Source organism: Rummeliibacillus sp. TYF005 (assembly GCF_003844195.1).
Classification (GTDB): domain Bacteria; phylum Bacillota; class Bacilli; order Bacillales_A; family Planococcaceae; genus Rummeliibacillus.
Window position 1 is genome coordinate 20,156 of the sequence record NZ_ML122544.1, and the last position, 17,771, is coordinate 37,926.

Consider the following 17,771-nt stretch of genomic DNA (forward strand, 5'->3'; position numbering starts at 1 on the left):
TATTATTGTATCAATAAATTTAACTTCATAACAGAAGATCTGAACAGTTTGTTAGAAGGAACAATCATTTCAATAAGTTACTTAACTATTTCATCCAAATTCCATACTCTCTTATAGCACCATTCACCTTCGCTATATTCTAATAAAAAGACATCTGGATTGGTGACTTTTTTCCAATCTTCAAATGATACTTCCTGATTCAACTTTTTTAACAGCAATGTAATAATATTTCCATGACTAACGATGATCGTATTTTCGGTATCAGAATCTTTTACTTCATTGATTACATTAAAAATACGTTCACTCGCTTCCCTACTTGATTCTCCACCTTTAAATTTTAAATCTATATTATCAAACGTCTGCTTTAACTTTTCCATCCAATCAGGATAATTTTCGATACTTAAAATACGTTCCGATAATCTCTCATCTACTTGTATGTTTAAATTTGTTTTATTCGTAAAAGGTTCAATTGTTTGAATAGCTCTCGTCATAGGGCTAGAAATTACTCTTTGAATATTTTTATCTTTAAAAAATAATGCTAGGTTTTCCGCTTGTTCTTTTCCTTCTTTTGTTAATAATGCTTCAACTTCTTGCCCATCTGCCCTACAGTGTCGAACGACATATATTCTTTTCATCTCACTTTTCCTCCACTAAATAATTATTTTATTTATTGTATCAGAAAATTCTGTTTAATTTGCACAGATATGCCCTTTCATATATAAAACAAGCCCCGTTTCTAATGATAGAATACGGAGCCTTTTACTTTTTAGAGAAAAAATTCGAATTCTTATTCCTCTGCTATTTCTTTAATCGAATTCTTATTCATCATCTTCTTCGAGTCTCTCCATACGAATGCAGTAATTGAACCAATTATTAATAAGACCGTTGCAAAATAATACGGGTAATTGATATTCACATCATACAGCAGCCCTCCAATAATCGGTCCAATAACATTTGCTAAAGAAGTAAACATTGAATTCAAGCCACCGACAAAACCTTGGTCATCCCCAGCAATTTTGGATAAATACGTTGTGAGGGCAGGACGAATTAAATCAAAACCAACAAATGCAAAGAATGATACTAGCATAATTGATAAGTAATCGTTAACTACGGTAACGAGAAATACGAGAATGACGGAAAAAATGAGACTATACCGAGTGACGTTAATCTCACCAATCTTTCTCGTTAATCGGTCAAATAGCATTACTTGTACAAGTGCTCCCATAATGCCTCCACCTGTAATGGCAATTGCAATATCAAATGGTGTAAAGTTAAACTTTTTATCTACAAATAAACTAAAGAAAGATTCAAAGGACGCTAACCCAAAAGACGAGATAAAAATTAAACTAAACGGAATTAAGAATATCGGCATAAATAGTTTACGTAAACTATTTGTTTTTACTATTTCCGTAGTCTCTTCAACATTTTGTTGCCGTATCGGTTCCTTTAAAGCGACTAAAGATAAGAAGCCTGCGACACATCCTAGAATTGATGCTGCAAAGAATGGGATTCGTGTACCGAATTCAGCTAAAAAACCACCTATTCCTGGTCCAACAATAAAACCTGTACTGATGGCAGCTGACATATAGCCAAGTGCCTTTGAACGAGTTTCAAATGTTGTAATATCTGCGATAAACGCTGTCACCGCTGGCATGATGAAAGCTCCGCTAACACCACCTAAAATACGGGATAAAAATAAAACCTCAACACTTTGACCAACAGCAAACAATAATTCTGAAAGTGCAAATATAAATAGTCCAAGTACAATCATAATTTTTCTACCAAAACGATCGGCTGCTTTCCCAGCAAATGGTGAAACAATTAGTTGTGTCAACGCAAAAGTAGCTGTTAAATACCCCACTACAGATCCGCTTATCTTAAATTCATTCATAATCGTTGGCAATATAGGAATGACAAGTCCGATTCCTAAGAAAGCAATAAATAAGTTCCCTAATAATATCGTTAAAACCATATTATTCTTGTTGTTACCCATGAGGATGCTCCAATCATTTTTTATAGCAATGTAAACCGCTCCTTCAAAGATAAACCTTATAGCAACTATAAGGTCAAGAGTTTAATCTTCTATTTTCAACTTTAACTCAACGATGACCTGTTCTTCCTTGTTTGGTGAATAGTGCATTGGCATAACAATTTCAAAGACGTCCATTTCTGTTTGAATCTGCTTTTTCTCGATATATGCATATAACTTTTTATAATGTTCAATATATGCCTTTGGAGAATAAACAAAAGCAATACTAGCATAACGACCAGAAGGCATTAATCTTACTGTGATGTTATCCTCGGCTAATTCAATAGACTTTTCCGTCAATATGGGTATGAAAATAAATTGATAGATAATATCACTTATAGAATGATAGTTTTTCAAAGGATATATACTTCCGTATCGAGTTGTTTGTACGCTGCCCTCATTTTCAATTGCTTTCATTAGTTTTATAGTATCTTCTGCTGAAGTAGATTCAGCTGTAACGTTTGTTACCTCTAAACAGAGTATACGTGAAGCATCTTCTCGCTTTTCGTATACTTCGCCAAAGCTAGGGATTGAAAGTTGTTCAAGCATTTGTTTTCTAGTCTTACGTAATATATATTGAGCCTCTTTTAATTGGGCTAACTGATTTTCTATTCTCTTTTCCTGTTCTTCTAAAAAAGGAATCATATCCTCCACAGCATAATGTTGTACCTCTTTAATCTTATCAAGAGGAGTTCCGACGTATTTCAAACTTTTAATGAGGTCCAACGTATAAAGCTGCGATTCTGTATAATAGCGATAATTTGTCAAAGCATCTGTATAAATTGGTTTAAATAAGTCAATTCGATCATAATAACGTAGGGTTTGACCAGATAAATTAGTCATCTTCGCCATTTGCCCAATTGAATAATAGTTAGATTTCAAAAAATCAGCCCCTTAGTTCATTCTTTCACCCAATATATCGAACAATCATCCGTTCTCTCCATAAAACCATATTCGATTAAATAGCGACGAAGTGATACATAGTCCACATGAACAGTTTTTAGTATATTGTTCACTTCTTTCTCAGGATATTTTCTTCCTTTGTTAAAACGCTTTAGTATATGTTGCAAAATAATAATTTTCTTCATTTCCTTTCTTGGAATTATTTCAATTCCTTTATCTAGCCCATTTTTAAAATATGTCTGTAAAACTTTTTTCTTCTTTTCTACTGAAATTGCAACTTTCATCCACTTGCGTTGCCCCATTATGAATTGGTTCATATAAATGTAGTTGCTTTAATAATCGTATTAATACAAGAAAAACTTTTGCCTGCCTCTCTTTCTCTCGAAGCTTAATAAAAACGCCACTGAATTACAGCGACGTTTTTATCTATTTCTTTTTAGGATTATAATTTCATTTTTTACATAGCCATTTCAATTATGCATTGAAGTTTTTAATAGTGTTAGTAAAATATCTTTGTCTTCAGGATAATCAAGAGGGAGTTTTTCCAGTTCAACAACCGATTTCCAAGCAATTTCTACTATAATTTTATCTGGATCGTGATAAGTAATAACTCCAGCGATGATTTCACATAAGAAATAATCTGTTGTGACATGGAACGCATCAATCACTGCTTCCTTTGTATGCAAATCTCGAATTATTTTTACTTTATATCCTGTTTCTTCCCACACCTCACGAATACAAGCTTGCTCGGAAGACTCACTATGCTCAATGCCACCTGAGGGTACACTCCAACTATTTCTGCCCTTGCCACGAACCATCAACAATTTACCCCGTAAAATAATAATTGCAGCTGCACCAATCCATTCTTTATTGCTATTTTGCATTAGATGAGTCCTCCTGATAATCATTTAAATATTTCGAAACTGCATGTATTTTTTTCTAACTATATATTCGGTACTAATAGTGTTACACAAACTGAAAAACAATCGTACATATGAAAATAATAATAAAAAATATAACAACTCCATAGCCAATATACTTTATTCCTTTTGGTTTATTATGCAATTCCCACCTTTTCTCATTAGATTGAAGCCCCATTGCTTCGTTATCCGACTTTATAGGATTAAAGACTTCTACTTCTTGATTTGTTATGCCTTCTGTACCTATTGAAATATGATGTTTATCTTTTTCTTCCAAAGTCATTTCCTCCTATCATTAATTGCTTTATGATTACCTAACTTCAACAACAAAGATATAATTTGAACTGCCATTATCCCAATTTGCAAAAACATTGTATACATGTTTTCCTTTTTCTTTTGGCAATCGTATTACATTTCTTTTTATTGGAATACTCTCTGAATCTTTATTATTAATCCATCTATTAACCCCTAATGTATTTTCTATTGGCTCTTTTTTATATTTTATTTTCAATTCAGATTGTGCTGATACCGTTATAGGTTTAAGATTTTTAACATTGATAATTTCATGTGGTGAAACGGTATCAACACACTTTGCATCAATAAGTCCCTCCCAACAATATGATCCTTGTGCCACTTCTACTTTTTTCCCTTCAACAGTAAGGATCGGTTTGGGTGGGTTTGAATTTAATAACTCAATAACAAAATAACTCCCAACAGTTAACGCCACTATCGCTATTAAAATGAAGACATTCCTTTTCATATTTTTAATACATCCCTCCATCTATAAATCATATGAATAGACTTGATATACATTTCAACTCATTTAAAATTCAAACGTTAATTCACCAAATCAACAGATTAATAACCTAAACTACCTGTTAGATCATAAGATTAAAATAGATAATATTACTCTAGTTCTCGGTCTATTAAAAAAATCCTTTATGTAAATATAAAACGCCAGATTCCTTGTTTATTTCGATAAACAAAAAGCACGATCCAACAAAAATTGAATCGTGCTCATAATTATTAAATTTTGGTCGAATGTGTCAGTTCCCGACTTTGTTGTCTTTCAACAATAACTGTTTCTCCGTTGAACCAACTACTCAACAGTCACTGATTTAGCTAAGTTGCGTGGTTTATCAACATCACAACCACGGTATAGTGCTGCATAGTAACTGATTAGTTGTAGGGCTACTACAGATACAAGTGGTGTTAGCAGTTGGTGCACATGTGGTAGAACAATTGTGTCTCCCGCTTCTTCCATGCCTTCCATTGAGATAATGCATGGGTTGGCACCACGTGCAACAACTTCTTTTACATTTCCGCGAAGATTTAGGCTCACATTTTTTTGAGTGATTAATGCGAATACCGGAGTGCCGTCCTCGATTAAAGCGATGGTACCGTGTTTTAGTTCGCCACCTGCAAATCCTTCTGCTTGAATATATGAGATTTCTTTTAGTTTTAATGCGCCTTCAAGACTTACATAGTAATCTACAATACGACCTATGAAGAATGCATTTCGTGTTGTCGCTAAGAATGAATCTGAAATTTCTTTTAGACCATCTTTGTCATCAACAATTGATTGGATTCCGTTAGCTGCAATAGCAAGTTCAGCTTTAAGATCAAAATCTAATTGTTTACCTTGTGATTGTGCTTCTACATAGGCAACAATCGCAAGTACTGCTACTTGTGCGACATATGCTTTCGTTGATGCTACTGCTATTTCGGGACCAGCATGTAATAGCAATGTGTAATCTGCTTCACGAGATAATGTTGATCCTGGTACGTTTGTGATAGTTAAAGAAGGGTGACCAAGTTCTTTAATCTTCACTAATACTTGACGGCTGTCAGCTGTTTCACCTGATTGAGAGATGAAGATAAAGAATGGTTTTTTCGATAGCAATGGCATGTTGTAGCCAAATTCACTTGAAATATGAACTTCTACAGGAATACCTGCAATCTTTTCAAAATATTGTTTTCCTACAAGACCAGCATGGTAACTTGTGCCTGCAGCGATAATATATAAACGATCTGCTTCATGAAGTGCTTCTGCAATTTCAGATGGAATCGTTAAGTTTCCTTCTTCATTTTGATAAGCTTGAATAATTTTACGTACAACACCTGGTTGTTCATCGATTTCCTTAAGCATGTAGTGAGGATATGTGCCTTTTTCGATGTCGCTCATATCTAACTCAGCTGTATAAGGAGCACGTTCTACAACAGTTCCATCTAGTTTTTTAATCGTCATAGAATCTTTACCCACGATAACGATTTCTTTATCATGCAATTCAATATATTGGTTTGTGACTTGAAGCATCGCCATTGCATCAGATGCAACAACATTGAAGCCATCACCTACACCAACTAATAATGGACTTTTGTTTTTTGCTACAAAAATTGTTTCAGTATCTTCTGCATCTAGTAAGGCAAGTGCATAAGATCCGTTGACAAGTGTTAATGTATGACGGAAAGCATCTTCAGTTGTCATCCCATCATTGACGAATTTCTCAACAAGTTGAACAATAACTTCTGTATCTGTATCAGATTGCATTTCAACACCTTGTAAAAATTCATCTTGTAATAGATGATAGTTTTCTAATACACCATTGTGCACTAATGTGAAACGACCTGATGCACTTTGATGAGGGTGTGCATTACGACGGTTTGGCACACCGTGAGTTGCCCAACGTGTATGTCCAATTCCAACAGTAGCTTCAACTGTTGGATCCACTTCTTCACGTAAATCTGCAATACGACCTTTTTCTTTAAAAACTGTTACACCTTCATTATTGATAAGAGCGATACCCGCAGAATCATACCCACGGTACTCTAATTTTTCTAAACCTTTTAATAATATTTCTTTGGCATCTAGTAAGCCATTATATCCAACAATACCACACATTTAATTTTCCTCCGAACTTTCGCAAAATTAGCCGTATAAAAGTAGCCTTCCCCTAAATAGGTGAAGTACACAAAAGTACAGCTGCTATTTTGCCTTCTTACTCTCTCTGTCTGCTCAATTACTTGAGCCATTTAAAAGTAAGCATACGATCGGGCACTTGCGACCGGGAGGCATCCGCCGAAAACTTCGATACTCCTCCACCTCGTCTACTGAAGCTTCTACGCTCGATTTCTTCAGTACTGGCGCTATAACTGTTTTCCGATTTTTTGCTTCGATACGACCCTCCTTAGCAATATACTAATCTTTTTTAAGAGGTTAGACCTTTAAAAATTCTTAGCATTCTCATCATACTGAAAACACTTTTCATAGTCAATTACAAACATGCATTGAAAAGGTTTACAATACAAAAATAAAATCAATTACCTTATTATACGCAATTGGCTACCATTTTGTTGCATGTTTTTATTAAAAAAGTTTGTCATTACTATTACAGATTTTACAAACTTAGTATTCACTATATGAATTATGATTTAACAACATCATAAATTTTTTGCACAAAAAAGAAGAAATCCCGTCTAAGAGATTTCTTCTTTGTCAATTTATCAAATTTCTTTTAATGATTAATCTTTTAATCCCATTTCTTCACGAACGACATCTGCAATTCGTTTGCAATAAGATTCGCATAGTTCACTTGATGGTGCTTCTACCATGACACGAACTAATGGTTCTGTCCCTGAAGGTCTAACTAAGACACGTCCATCTCCGTTCATCTCATGTTCAACTTGGTCAATGATTGCTGCTACTTTTTCATTTTCTTTCACAGCGTGTTTATCTGTTACACGAACATTGATAAGTTTTTGAGGGAAGATCGTCATTTCAGAAGCAAGCTCTGATAATTTCTTGCCGGTTACTTTCATTGTATTAACTAATTGTAAGCCAGTAAGTAAACCATCACCTGTTGTATTATGATCTAAGAATACGATATGACCTGATTGTTCGCCACCAACATTATAGTTACCTTCACGCATAGCTTCTACTACGTAACGATCTCCTACTTTAGTTTGGATACTATGCATACCATTTTCTTCTAAAGCTTTGTAGAAGCCCATGTTGCTCATAACAGTTGAAACAACTGTATCTTTTTGTAGTTTTCCTTCTGCATGTAAATGTTTTGCACAAATATACATGATTTGGTCTCCATCGACAATTTGACCATTTTCATCAACAGCGATTAAACGGTCTCCATCACCATCAAATGCTAAACCTACATCAGCACCTTTTTCTTGAACAAATTGCGCAAGTTTTTCAGGATGTGTTGAGCCGACACCATCATTAATATTTAAACCATTTGGAGAAGAACCCATAGTAGATAAATCAGCTTCCAAATCAGCGAATAGATGTGTTGCTAAAGCTGATGTTGCACCATTTGCACAATCTAATGCAATATGAATACCTGTAAAGTCTTCATATACGGTTTGTTTCAAATACTGAATGTATTTTTGTCCACCTTCAAAGTAATCAGTTACAGAACCAAGGTCACCACCTGTTGGACGAGGTAGTTGGTCTTGTTCTTGATCTAGTAGAGCTTCAATTTCTTCCTCTTGTGCATCTGATAATTTAAAACCGTCTGGGCCAAAAAACTTAATACCATTATCTGCAACAGGATTATGTGATGCTGAAATCATAACACCAGCTTGAGCGCTCATTACACGTGTTAAGTAAGCAACTCCTGGAGTACTAATCACGCCTAAACGCATAACTTCTGCTCCTACTGATAGTAATCCAGCAACAAGCGCTCCTTCTAACATTTCGCCTGAAATACGTGTATCTCGTCCAATTAATACTTTTGGACGTTCTGTGGTCTCTTTCGTTAAAACGTATCCACCAAAGCGTCCCAATTTAAATGCTAACTCAGGTGTTAGCTCACTATTGGCGACACCGCGGACGCCGTCTGTTCCGAAATATTTACCCATTTTGTATTCTCTCCTTCAAAACTATATCCATTTTTACAAATCTGTTTAAGACAGTTGTTTTACCTTTAGTTTTATAGTACTTGGTGTAGCTTTCCATGTAGTACCTGATGGGCTGCTTCCTACTATTTTTAAAGTATTAACTCCTTCAGTCACATTATCTGCATCAACATAAAGCTGTATGTCTGATTTTTTGACATTTGATAGTTTTTGTTGATCACCAGTAATTACAACTGATACATAATGATCTGCATTTTCATCAATGGTGTATTGTTTTGTATCTAAATTTCTTATTTGCACCTTAACATTTTCTAATGTTTTTATAGATGTATTTGATGTTTCATCTTGTTCAATTGTATTTTCACCTTTTTGTTGATCGGTAGTAATGGATTCATCTAATGATACATGAACTTTCAATTGGTTTACAGAAAGTTTTGTCACACCTGTTGGTTTTGGCAAATTAACAATTACATCACCAGATTTTTTTAATTTCGTAACATCTACATCAACAGGAAATGTGGTTATTTTTTCTAAATCCTTCTTTGAACCAAACAATGTAATGTAGTTTGTGTCAGTATTTAATGATTTTACTTTCGAACCACTTTTAGGACTGCCTTTCACATTTAAGGAAATTGGCACTTCCTTATTATACTCCCCAATGTCAACTTTCACTGGTACAGTTGCTGGTTCGACTATCACGTCGAGTTTGTTCATATCTCTGTCCAGGACTTTAACCTCTGCTTCTTTTGTAAAGGACTCTGTAGCTGAAAATTGACCCGATAACATCGCTTTAATATAAACAATACGGTCAACAACACTTTTTGCCCCAGTTACTGTTACTTCATTAGGATTTGCATACATCGATTTAACAAAATAATTAGAAGCTAGTTGGCTTTCATTAAAATCGGGTTCAACCTTAAATGTTCGTGTTACCTTTTCTTCTATCGAAACATTAACAGTGGCTGGTTCAACTCGAACTTTTAACTTATCTGAAAAGCCCTTATATTTAAATTTGACTTTATGTTTACCTATAGTTGCTTTGCTTAAATCTAAGTAAACTTGGTAATCTTTAATCGTCTTCTTTTGAAATACCAGTGCATACGGACCTTCAATAGACACATCTACGGTTTGAGGAACACCGGAGACAATCAAGTTTTCATTGTCATATAGTACTTTTACTGGGACATCATGAATAATCTCAGATTGGCGGTCAGATGTTGTCGTTGTATTATTTTCAGTACTTGTTTCAGACTTTACGGTAAAGAAAATTAGTAATGTTAACGCAAGGGCTGTAATACGTACAAACCATGGACTATCAATTAGTTTATCCATCACTTTTTATCACCCCTCCAGTTCCATTTGGAGGTACTAATTGCTGAAGTTGACTCCCCGAACCATGCGCGTTGCAAACGAGATTCAAATTCTTCAATCGATAAATCACGATGTAAATCTCCATTTATCGTTAAACTAATAGCACCTGTTTCCTCTGAGACAACAACTGTTACTGCATCAGTCACTTCACTTATTCCAATTGCTGCACGATGTCGAGTACCTAGTTCTTTCGAGATGAATGGACTTTCTGACAAAGGTAGATAACATGCTGCTGCAGCTATCTTATTCTTTTGTATAACCACTGCTCCATCATGAAGCGGTGTATTTGGTATAAATATATTAATGATTAACTCAGAAGAAATTTCGGAGTACATTGGTATACCAGTTTCAATATAATCATTTAACCCTGTATCACGTTCAATTGAAATAAGCGCGCCAATACGACGTTTAGCCATATAACTTACTGATTTAGACATAGCAGATACCAATCTTGCTTGTTCTTCTTCCTCTTGTAAATTGCTTCTAGCAAACAACTTCCCTCTACCTAATTGCTCTAATGCCCTACGCAATTCAGGTTGGAAAATGATAATGATTGCTAAGAAACCATAATTTATAACCTGCTTTGTCATCCATCCTAGCGTCGTTAGTCCAAAATAAACTGTTATAATCCGAATAATTATAATAACGAAAATACCTTTTAAAAGCTGAACCGCCTTAGTACCGCGAATCAATGTTAATATCTTGTAAATCACTAACCATACTAATAAAATATCAATTACATTTAATACCATTTTCACCCATTGGTTGCTGGTGAATTGTGTAAATTCATTAATAAAAGACATGTGGATCCCCCACTTTTCTAGCGAGTACTATATATCAAGTATAGCACATTTACCTTTCTTTCTACCTGTATGAAGCAGAAAAGCCCACTATTTTAAAAGTAGACTTTCCATACCAGTTTATTCATTTTTCTCAATAAAAGACCATGCGTTTTTTGCACTGCTTTTTATTTTATACCATAGCCATTCAAACACTTCATCGACTTCATCAATTTGACCAGTTACATTTGCCGTAGAGGCCATATATTTACCGTTAATAACTGTTATATCACCTTCAACAGCACCTTTTACAATAATATCACCATTCTTCACAACAATATCACCTTTTACGGTTTCACCTTCAGGGACTATAACTGTTTGCCCCTCCACTTGTAGGTTTGGCTGTTTGGTGAAAGAAAACTCTTGATCGTTTTTATATCCTGAAAATAGAGAGGCACTCATAAAAATACAAAACAATGCAGCGGCGACAAAAAAGGGATGTCGCCGTAGCCAACTTTGGACACCTGTTCGCATTCTTCTTTTAGGAAGTTTTTGCATAACTTGTTCTACAAAATTTGGAGGCACTTCTATAACAGCTGCACTTTTGACGAACGCTATGGTACTTGTTAACTCTTGCATATGCTGTTGACAATCCTTACAATCTCGCATATATGCCTTTAGCTCTTGCTCATGTTCGCGGCTAATGTCCCCATCTAAATATTCATGCATGTATTGCACGATATGTTCAGGGCATGTACTCATAGTGAAACCCCTCCTACAAATTGCCTAATTGCTTTCTTAATGCTTCACGACCACGATGAATACGTGTTTTTACTGTTCCTAGTGGCATATTTAAAATATCGCTAATTTCCTGCAACGGCAATTCTTCCATATACTTTAAGATAATAACTACACGATACTTTTCCGGCAAGCAACTAATCTCATATTGGATTCTTTCTTGCAATTCCATTCTTTCAACTTCTTCATCAGGGAGTCGATTAGTGGAAGCAATTTGAGAATACATATCCAATCCATCAGTACCTGCAATTTCAGCATCTAAATAATAGTCCGGTTTCTTTTTCCTTATCCTATCAATACATAGATTTGTTGCTATACGAAATAGCCATGTTGAAAATTTTCTTTTTAAATCGAAAGTGTGCAAATTTGTATATGCACGAATAAAAGCTTCTTGCGCAATATCTTCTGCTTCGTGTCGATTGTTCAACATACGATAACATACATGATATACCTGTTGCTGATAGAGGCTCACAATATCTGAATACGCTTGTTGATCACCTTTCAGCACTTGCTTTATTCTTTTGTTGACTAACGCATCCATGTGATTTCCCCTCCGCTATGCGGTTACCCGTTATATACGAACAAGTTACTTTTATGGTTTCATTTTTGTTTGAAATTTTTAAATAATATTCTTTATATTTTATTATACCAATACTTCCAGTAAATTACTTACAACTTTTATTATTTTCTCCACACAAAAATAACTCTAAAAAATATAATAAAAGAGCCGATTGAAAGTCACCGACTCTTTTTAATCTTTGTAAAAAGTTTTAGATTTACTTAAACGTGAAAAATTTTTAACCTTAGACTAATTTTTCGCCAAATAGAGAACCCATTAAGGCAACAGCTACATCAGCTGTTTTATTTTTTTCATCAAGAATCGGATTTACCTCAACAAACTCAGCAGAAGTGATTAATCCTGAATCCTGTAACATTTCCATCGCTAAATGACTTTCACGATATGTAATTCCTCCTGGCACTGGAGTTCCAACCCCTGGAGTATATATAGGATCAATCCCATCTAAGTCTAATGATAGATGCACCCCATCTACATTCTGCCCTCGTAAATAGATAATGGCATCTTGTATTACATCCGTCATTCCTAACCGATCAATTTCATGCATTGTATAAACTCTTATTCCCTTTTGATGTATTAACTTTTTCTCACCTTCGTCAATTGAACGAGCTCCAATAATAACAATATTCTCTGGTTTAACTTTAGGTGAATAATCTCTTATGTTCACTAATCGTTCATGCCCTAATCCCATACTAACTGCTAATGGCATTCCATGAATATTACCTGTTGGTGAGGTATCACTCGTATTCATATCTGCATGAGCATCATACCAAATGACACCTAAATTTTTATAGGCATCTGATATTCCCGCTAATGTACCAATTGCAATACTATGATCTCCCCCTAAAACCAATGGAAATTGGCCAACAGCTACAACTTTATGGACTTTATGTGCTAATTCGATATTCGCATTAGCAACGGCATCTAGATTTCGTAAAGTTGTATGATTAGAATTCCCCTTTTTTGAATGATCTATATAGATATCTCCCTCATCTACTACGCGATGTCCAATTGATTGTAAACGCTCGATTGCACCTGCATATCGAATTGCACTCGGCCCCATATCTACCCCTCTACGTAGCTGTCCCAGATCCATAGGGACTCCAATTATCGAAATATCTAATAGTGCCATAAAATCATTCCCCCCCTTTATATTCTATCCTCATTTTAAGGGTAGGAACACATATGGCTCAACAAGACAATTTCCTGTATTTTTATACAATTCAAAATTAAAAATAAGACATAAAAAAACCTTCCTCTTATTAAGTAAGAAGAAGGTTATATCTTATATTTAATGAGTCATGCAGGATTCGAACCAGCGACCCTCTGNAATGATGATATCTATTGTTTGTCCTTATTTTTAACAAAAGTTAAAAAATAAAGTTTATTGATTAACATCTTGCTTGTTCAGTTTTCAAGGTTCATATATTGGAGCGGGTGAGGAGAATCGAACTCCCGACAACAGCTTGGAAGGCTGTGGTTTTACCACTAAACTACACCCGCGTAGTAATATTAAAATAAGTAATAATATGGTGCGCCCAGCAGAAGTCGAATCCACAACCTTCTGATCCGTAGTCAGACGCTCTATCCAGTTGAGCTATGGGCGCATATTATATATTTGTGATTTTCTTGGTGCGATCGAGAGGACTTGAACCTCCACCGAGTTACCCCGACTAGGCCCTCAACCTAGCGCGTCTGCCATTCCGCCACGACCGCTTCATCACTTATCAAGTAAAAACTATTATAATATACTTTTTACTAATTGTCAAGTAATAAAATGGTGAGTCATGCAGGATTCGAACCAGCGACCCTCTGATTAAAAGTCAGATGCTCTACCAACTGAGCTAATGACTCATAGCTGAAATAACAAAAAAGAAAATGGCTGGGGTACCTGGATTCGAACCAGGGCATGACGGAATCAAAATCCGTTGCCTTACCGCTTGGCTATACCCCAATATAAGTGGCGGTTCGAACGGGACTCGAACCCGCGACCTCCTGCGTGACAGGCAGGCATTCTAACCAGCTGAACTATCGAACCAAAAATAATGACCCCTACGGGATTCGAACCCATGTTACCTCCGTGAAAGGGAGGTGTCTTAACCACTTGACCAAGGGGCCATGGCTCCGAAGGTAGGACTCGAACCTACGACCCTCTGATTAACAGTCAGATGCTACTACCAACTGAGCTACTTCGGAATAANAACCAGGGCATGACGGAATCAAAATCCGTTGCCTTACCGCTTGGCTATACCCCAAAAGATGGTGGAGGGGGGCAGATTCGAACTGCCGAACCCGAAGGAGCGGATTTACAGTCCGCCGCGTTTAGCCTCTTCGCTACCCCTCCGAAACAATGGTGGAGGATGACGGGATCGAACCGCCGACCCTCTGCTTGTAAGGCAGATGCTCTCCCAGCTGAGCTAATCCTCCAATATGTATAAAGTTTAAATGGTGACCCCTACGAGATTCGAACTCGTGTTACCGCCGTGAAAGGGCGGTGTCTTAACCGCTTGACCAAGGGGCCATATTTTTAATGTCTCTAACAGGACAAGAATTATATTATCATATATCTATAAATTGCGCAATACTTTTTTAAAAATATTTTTTATTTATTTTCAATAGTGTTAGAACACCTGGCTCTTTGTAAATAGTTGGGGTGGGGACACAANCATTATTGTTTGTCGCTTCAATGTGTTATCACCTTGTCGACATTTAATATTATATAAAGCTTTATCTTATTCGTCAATAGTTTTTTTAAAAAAACTTTATTTTTTTAACTTAAGTCTTCCTAAACACTTGCTACAACAGTATTTATCCGTATTCATTCGAATCTTTCTTACATACTGAGTACCACATTTTAAGCATATATACGTGTATTTTTTACTGCTACTTCTATTATTTTCTTTTCTTAAATTAGAGCAAAAACGTGGAGCATTTGCTTGTTTTAAAAGAATCCTAAAATCTGCATCTCTATGTTGATAACCCTTTCCTTCTATATGAAGATGATAATGACATAGCTCATGACGAATAATTCCCTCGATTTCTTTAAGACCATACTGTTTATAAGCTTGAGGATTTACTTCGATATTATGAGACTTCAACAAATACCTTCCTCCGGTCGTACGTAGTCTCTTATTAAAATAGGCCTGATGTAAAAAAGGCTTATGAAACACATCTTCAGAAATCTTACAAACTAATTGATATAGCTCTTGATCTGTCATAGTATACCTCCAAGCAAAAAATCAATACTCCACAAATGCGGAGTATTGAATAAATAATAATATGATTTTATTTTGATACTCTAAAACAGTTACGCCTCACTAATTTGTTGTAACTCAGGTGGAAGCATTGTTAGCGAAATTCTACCCTTTGCAACCTCTACTTTTTCTACCCAGACTGTTACAATATCACCAAGCGAAACTACGTCTAATGGATGTTTAACATATCCTTTTTTCAATTTTGATATGTGTACAAGCCCATCTTGTTTTACGCCTATATCGACAAATGCACCAAAATCAACTACATTCCGAACAGTACCTTGCAGCTCCATACCTGGTTGTAAATCTTCCATTTTCAAAACATCTTTTTTAAGGAGCGGTTGAGGGAAAGCATCTCTTGGATCTCTTGATGGCTTCATTAATGAATTAATGACGTCCTTTAATGTTACTTCGCCAATTCCCCATTCTTGACTCAATCGTCCAATATCTAAGTTACCAATAGCTTGTTCTGCTTCAGCAGTACCAATTTGTGCCTTATCAATATGCGCTACTTCTAAAATTCGCTTTGCTAAATCATAGCTTTCTGGATGAATGGCAGTTGCATCTAGTGGATTCTTTGCGCTAGGAATACGCAAAAAACCGATGGCTTGTTCATATGTTTTCGCCCCTAGGCGTGGAATTTTCTTCAATTGTGTACGAGCAGTAAATTTTCCATTTTCGCTTCGTACTTTCACAATATTTTCTGCAACTGTTTTAGAAAGACCAGAAACATATTGAAGTAATGATGGTGATGCCGTATTAACATCTACTCCAACTTGGTTTACAGCTGTTTCTACGATAAAAGTTAACGATTCTTCTAATTTTTTTTGAGATACATCGTGTTGATATTGTCCAACCCCTACTGCTTTCGGATCAATTTTCACAAGTTCAGCTAATGGATCTTGTAAACGTCTTGCAATCGATACCGCACTCCGTTGTTCTACATGTAAATCAGGGAATTCCTCTCGCGCAACTTCAGACGCAGAGTAAACACTTGCCCCTGCTTCACTCACAATTACATAAGCTGCATTACTATCAGAGTCTTTTAAGCAATTAGACACAAACTGCTCCGTCTCACGTGAAGCTGTGCCATTTCCTATCGCTATAATAGATATTGGATAACGTGTTAATAGATCATTGAATGTTTTTTTAGATTTTTCCACATCACCTTTTGCAGTATGAGGATATATAACTGAGATTTCTATCATTTTACCAGTGTCATCTACAACAGCAAGTTTACAACCCGTCCGATATGCTGGATCTACTCCAAGTACATATTGTCCTTTCATAGGAGGTTGTAACAATAAGTTTCGTAAGTTTTCGGAGAAAATATGAATAGCTTGCGCCTCTGCTTTTTCAGTCAATTCATTACGTATTTCTCTTTCTATGGATGGTTGGATCAATCGTTTATATGCATCTTCAATTGCTAATTCGACTTGCACAATAGCCGGTGAAGAGGATTGTGGTATCCACTCATTTCTCATAACTTGATGAATACTTTCTACTGGTACTTGAACACTTACTTTCAACACATCTTCTTTTTCACCACGATTAATAGCTAAGACACGATGAGGCACGATTTTGTTTATAGGTTCTTCATATTCATAGTACATTTCAAACACTGCTTTTTCATCCAATTCTGCATTTTTAACAGTCGCTTGAATCTTACCTTTTTGCCATGAAATTTTGCGGATTTTCTCACGAATTGCTGCATCATCTGCAAAACGTTCCGCTAAAATATCACTCGCACCTTGAATAGCTTCCTCAGCATTTTCGACCTTATCATTGATAAATGAAATAGACAATTCTTGTAAAGGTGTTTTTCCAAAAGTCATTAATAAATCTGCTAATGGTTCTAAACCTTTGTCTTTTGCAATTGTTGCCTTAGTACGACGTTTTTGCTTATATGGGCGATATAAATCCTCAATACGCTTTAATATTGTTGCTTCATTAATTTTTTTCGTTAATTCTTCAGTTAACTTTCCTTGTTCATCAATTAGGCGAATAACCTCTTGTTTACGTTGTTCTAATTGTTGAATATAGTGATATCTGTCTTCGATTGCTTTAATTTGGACTTCATCTAAAGAACCGGTTGCTTCTTTTCGATAACGAGCAATAAAAGGAACTGTATTTGAAGCATCAAGCAATTGAATAACTTGCTCTACTTGATGTGTGCGTATACCTAATTCTGATGCGATTAATTGAAACATTTTTTTATCGTTCATAAGTTCACTACCTCTCCTTAGTGTTTCCTATTTTACCATATTG

The 17,771-nt window shown here is 35.6% G+C and carries 16 protein-coding genes and 11 tRNA genes; all 27 read right to left on the reverse strand.

What is annotated here, in order from left to right; translation table 11 throughout:
* Positions 1–77 precede the first annotated feature (77 nt).
* A complete protein-coding gene (locus CW357_RS04305) occupies positions 78–635 on the reverse strand; it encodes a histidine phosphatase family protein (RefSeq protein ID WP_124217446.1) in 558 nt (185 codons plus the stop codon).
* A gap of 152 nt (positions 636–787) precedes the next feature.
* Positions 788–1,993 (reverse strand): multidrug efflux MFS transporter NorA, encoded by a 1,206-nt coding sequence (gene norA / locus CW357_RS04310; protein ID WP_124217447.1) that lies wholly within the window; start codon positions 1,991–1,993, stop codon positions 788–790.
* 81 nt (positions 1,994–2,074) lie between these two features.
* Complete coding sequence (locus CW357_RS04315) at positions 2,075–2,911, reverse strand: MerR family transcriptional regulator (protein ID WP_119416560.1); 837 nt, start codon at positions 2,909–2,911, stop codon at positions 2,075–2,077.
* Between the two features lie 17 nt (positions 2,912–2,928).
* Positions 2,929–3,216: a DUF2087 domain-containing protein gene (locus tag CW357_RS04320; RefSeq protein WP_241155045.1), complete on the reverse strand. Its 288-nt coding sequence runs from the start codon at positions 3,214–3,216 to the stop codon at positions 2,929–2,931.
* A gap of 186 nt (positions 3,217–3,402) precedes the next feature.
* Positions 3,403–3,816 (reverse strand): NUDIX hydrolase, encoded by a 414-nt coding sequence (locus tag CW357_RS04325; RefSeq protein WP_119416558.1) that lies wholly within the window; start codon positions 3,814–3,816, stop codon positions 3,403–3,405.
* Positions 3,817–3,898: 82 nt separating this feature from the next.
* Positions 3,899–4,129, reverse strand: a complete 231-nt coding sequence (locus tag CW357_RS04330; protein WP_119416557.1) for a hypothetical protein — start codon at positions 4,127–4,129, stop codon at positions 3,899–3,901.
* 33 nt (positions 4,130–4,162) lie between these two features.
* Positions 4,163–4,612, reverse strand: a complete 450-nt coding sequence (locus tag CW357_RS04335) for a hypothetical protein (RefSeq protein WP_119416556.1) — start codon at positions 4,610–4,612, stop codon at positions 4,163–4,165.
* Positions 4,613–4,951: 339 nt separating this feature from the next.
* Positions 4,952–6,754: a glutamine--fructose-6-phosphate transaminase (isomerizing) gene (gene glmS / locus CW357_RS04340; RefSeq protein WP_124217448.1), complete on the reverse strand. Its 1,803-nt coding sequence runs from the start codon at positions 6,752–6,754 to the stop codon at positions 4,952–4,954.
* 620 nt (positions 6,755–7,374) lie between these two features.
* Positions 7,375–8,727: a phosphoglucosamine mutase gene (gene glmM, locus CW357_RS04345; RefSeq protein ID WP_119416554.1), complete on the reverse strand. Its 1,353-nt coding sequence runs from the start codon at positions 8,725–8,727 to the stop codon at positions 7,375–7,377.
* A gap of 45 nt (positions 8,728–8,772) precedes the next feature.
* Positions 8,773–10,056 carry a CdaR family protein gene (locus CW357_RS04350; protein ID WP_119416553.1) on the reverse strand — a complete coding sequence of 428 codons (1,284 nt, stop codon included), beginning with the start codon at positions 10,054–10,056 and terminating at the stop codon, positions 8,773–8,775.
* Positions 10,056–10,898: a diadenylate cyclase CdaA gene (cdaA, locus tag CW357_RS04355; protein WP_119416552.1), complete on the reverse strand. Its 843-nt coding sequence runs from the start codon at positions 10,896–10,898 to the stop codon at positions 10,056–10,058. Before cdaA ends, CW357_RS04350 begins: the two co-directional genes overlap by 1 nt.
* Positions 10,899–11,015: 117 nt before the next feature.
* Positions 11,016–11,636 carry an anti-sigma factor family protein gene (locus CW357_RS04360; RefSeq protein ID WP_119416551.1) on the reverse strand — a complete coding sequence of 207 codons (621 nt, stop codon included), beginning with the start codon at positions 11,634–11,636 and terminating at the stop codon, positions 11,016–11,018.
* A gap of 13 nt (positions 11,637–11,649) precedes the next feature.
* Positions 11,650–12,213, reverse strand: coding sequence for an RNA polymerase sigma factor SigW (sigW, locus tag CW357_RS04365; protein ID WP_119416550.1), 564 nt, complete (start codon positions 12,211–12,213; stop codon positions 11,650–11,652).
* Between the two features lie 262 nt (positions 12,214–12,475).
* The gene (rocF, locus tag CW357_RS04370; RefSeq protein WP_119416549.1) at positions 12,476–13,381 is read right to left on the reverse strand and encodes an arginase; all 906 of its coding nucleotides are present in this window, start codon (positions 13,379–13,381) and stop codon (positions 12,476–12,478) included.
* A 297-nt stretch (positions 13,382–13,678) separates the two neighbouring features.
* A tRNA-Gly gene (locus CW357_RS04375) sits at positions 13,679–13,752 on the reverse strand.
* A gap of 27 nt (positions 13,753–13,779) precedes the next feature.
* Positions 13,780–13,856, reverse strand: a tRNA-Arg gene (locus CW357_RS04380).
* 23 nt (positions 13,857–13,879) lie between these two features.
* Positions 13,880–13,965, reverse strand: a tRNA-Leu gene (locus tag CW357_RS04385).
* A gap of 62 nt (positions 13,966–14,027) precedes the next feature.
* Positions 14,028–14,103, reverse strand: a tRNA-Lys gene (locus tag CW357_RS04390).
* 25 nt (positions 14,104–14,128) lie between these two features.
* Positions 14,129–14,203, reverse strand: a tRNA-Gln gene (locus tag CW357_RS04395).
* A gap of 7 nt (positions 14,204–14,210) precedes the next feature.
* Positions 14,211–14,287: transfer RNA gene (locus tag CW357_RS04400), tRNA-Asp, on the reverse strand.
* Positions 14,288–14,295: 8 nt separating this feature from the next.
* Positions 14,296–14,367: transfer RNA gene (locus CW357_RS04405), tRNA-Glu, on the reverse strand.
* A 1-nt stretch (position 14,368) separates the two neighbouring features.
* Positions 14,369–14,445 (reverse strand) — tRNA-Asn (locus tag CW357_RS04410).
* 64 nt (positions 14,446–14,509) lie between these two features.
* Positions 14,510–14,593 (reverse strand) — tRNA-Tyr (locus CW357_RS04415).
* 7 nt (positions 14,594–14,600) lie between these two features.
* Positions 14,601–14,676: transfer RNA gene (locus tag CW357_RS04420), tRNA-Val, on the reverse strand.
* Positions 14,677–14,695: 19 nt separating this feature from the next.
* Positions 14,696–14,770: transfer RNA gene (locus CW357_RS04425), tRNA-Glu, on the reverse strand.
* Positions 14,771–15,011: 241 nt separating this feature from the next.
* Positions 15,012–15,467 (reverse strand): SprT family protein, encoded by a 456-nt coding sequence (locus CW357_RS04430; protein WP_119415965.1) that lies wholly within the window; start codon positions 15,465–15,467, stop codon positions 15,012–15,014.
* 89 nt (positions 15,468–15,556) lie between these two features.
* Positions 15,557–17,728: a Tex family protein gene (locus CW357_RS04435; RefSeq protein ID WP_124217449.1), complete on the reverse strand. Its 2,172-nt coding sequence runs from the start codon at positions 17,726–17,728 to the stop codon at positions 15,557–15,559.
* Positions 17,729–17,771: the final 43 nt, after the last annotated feature.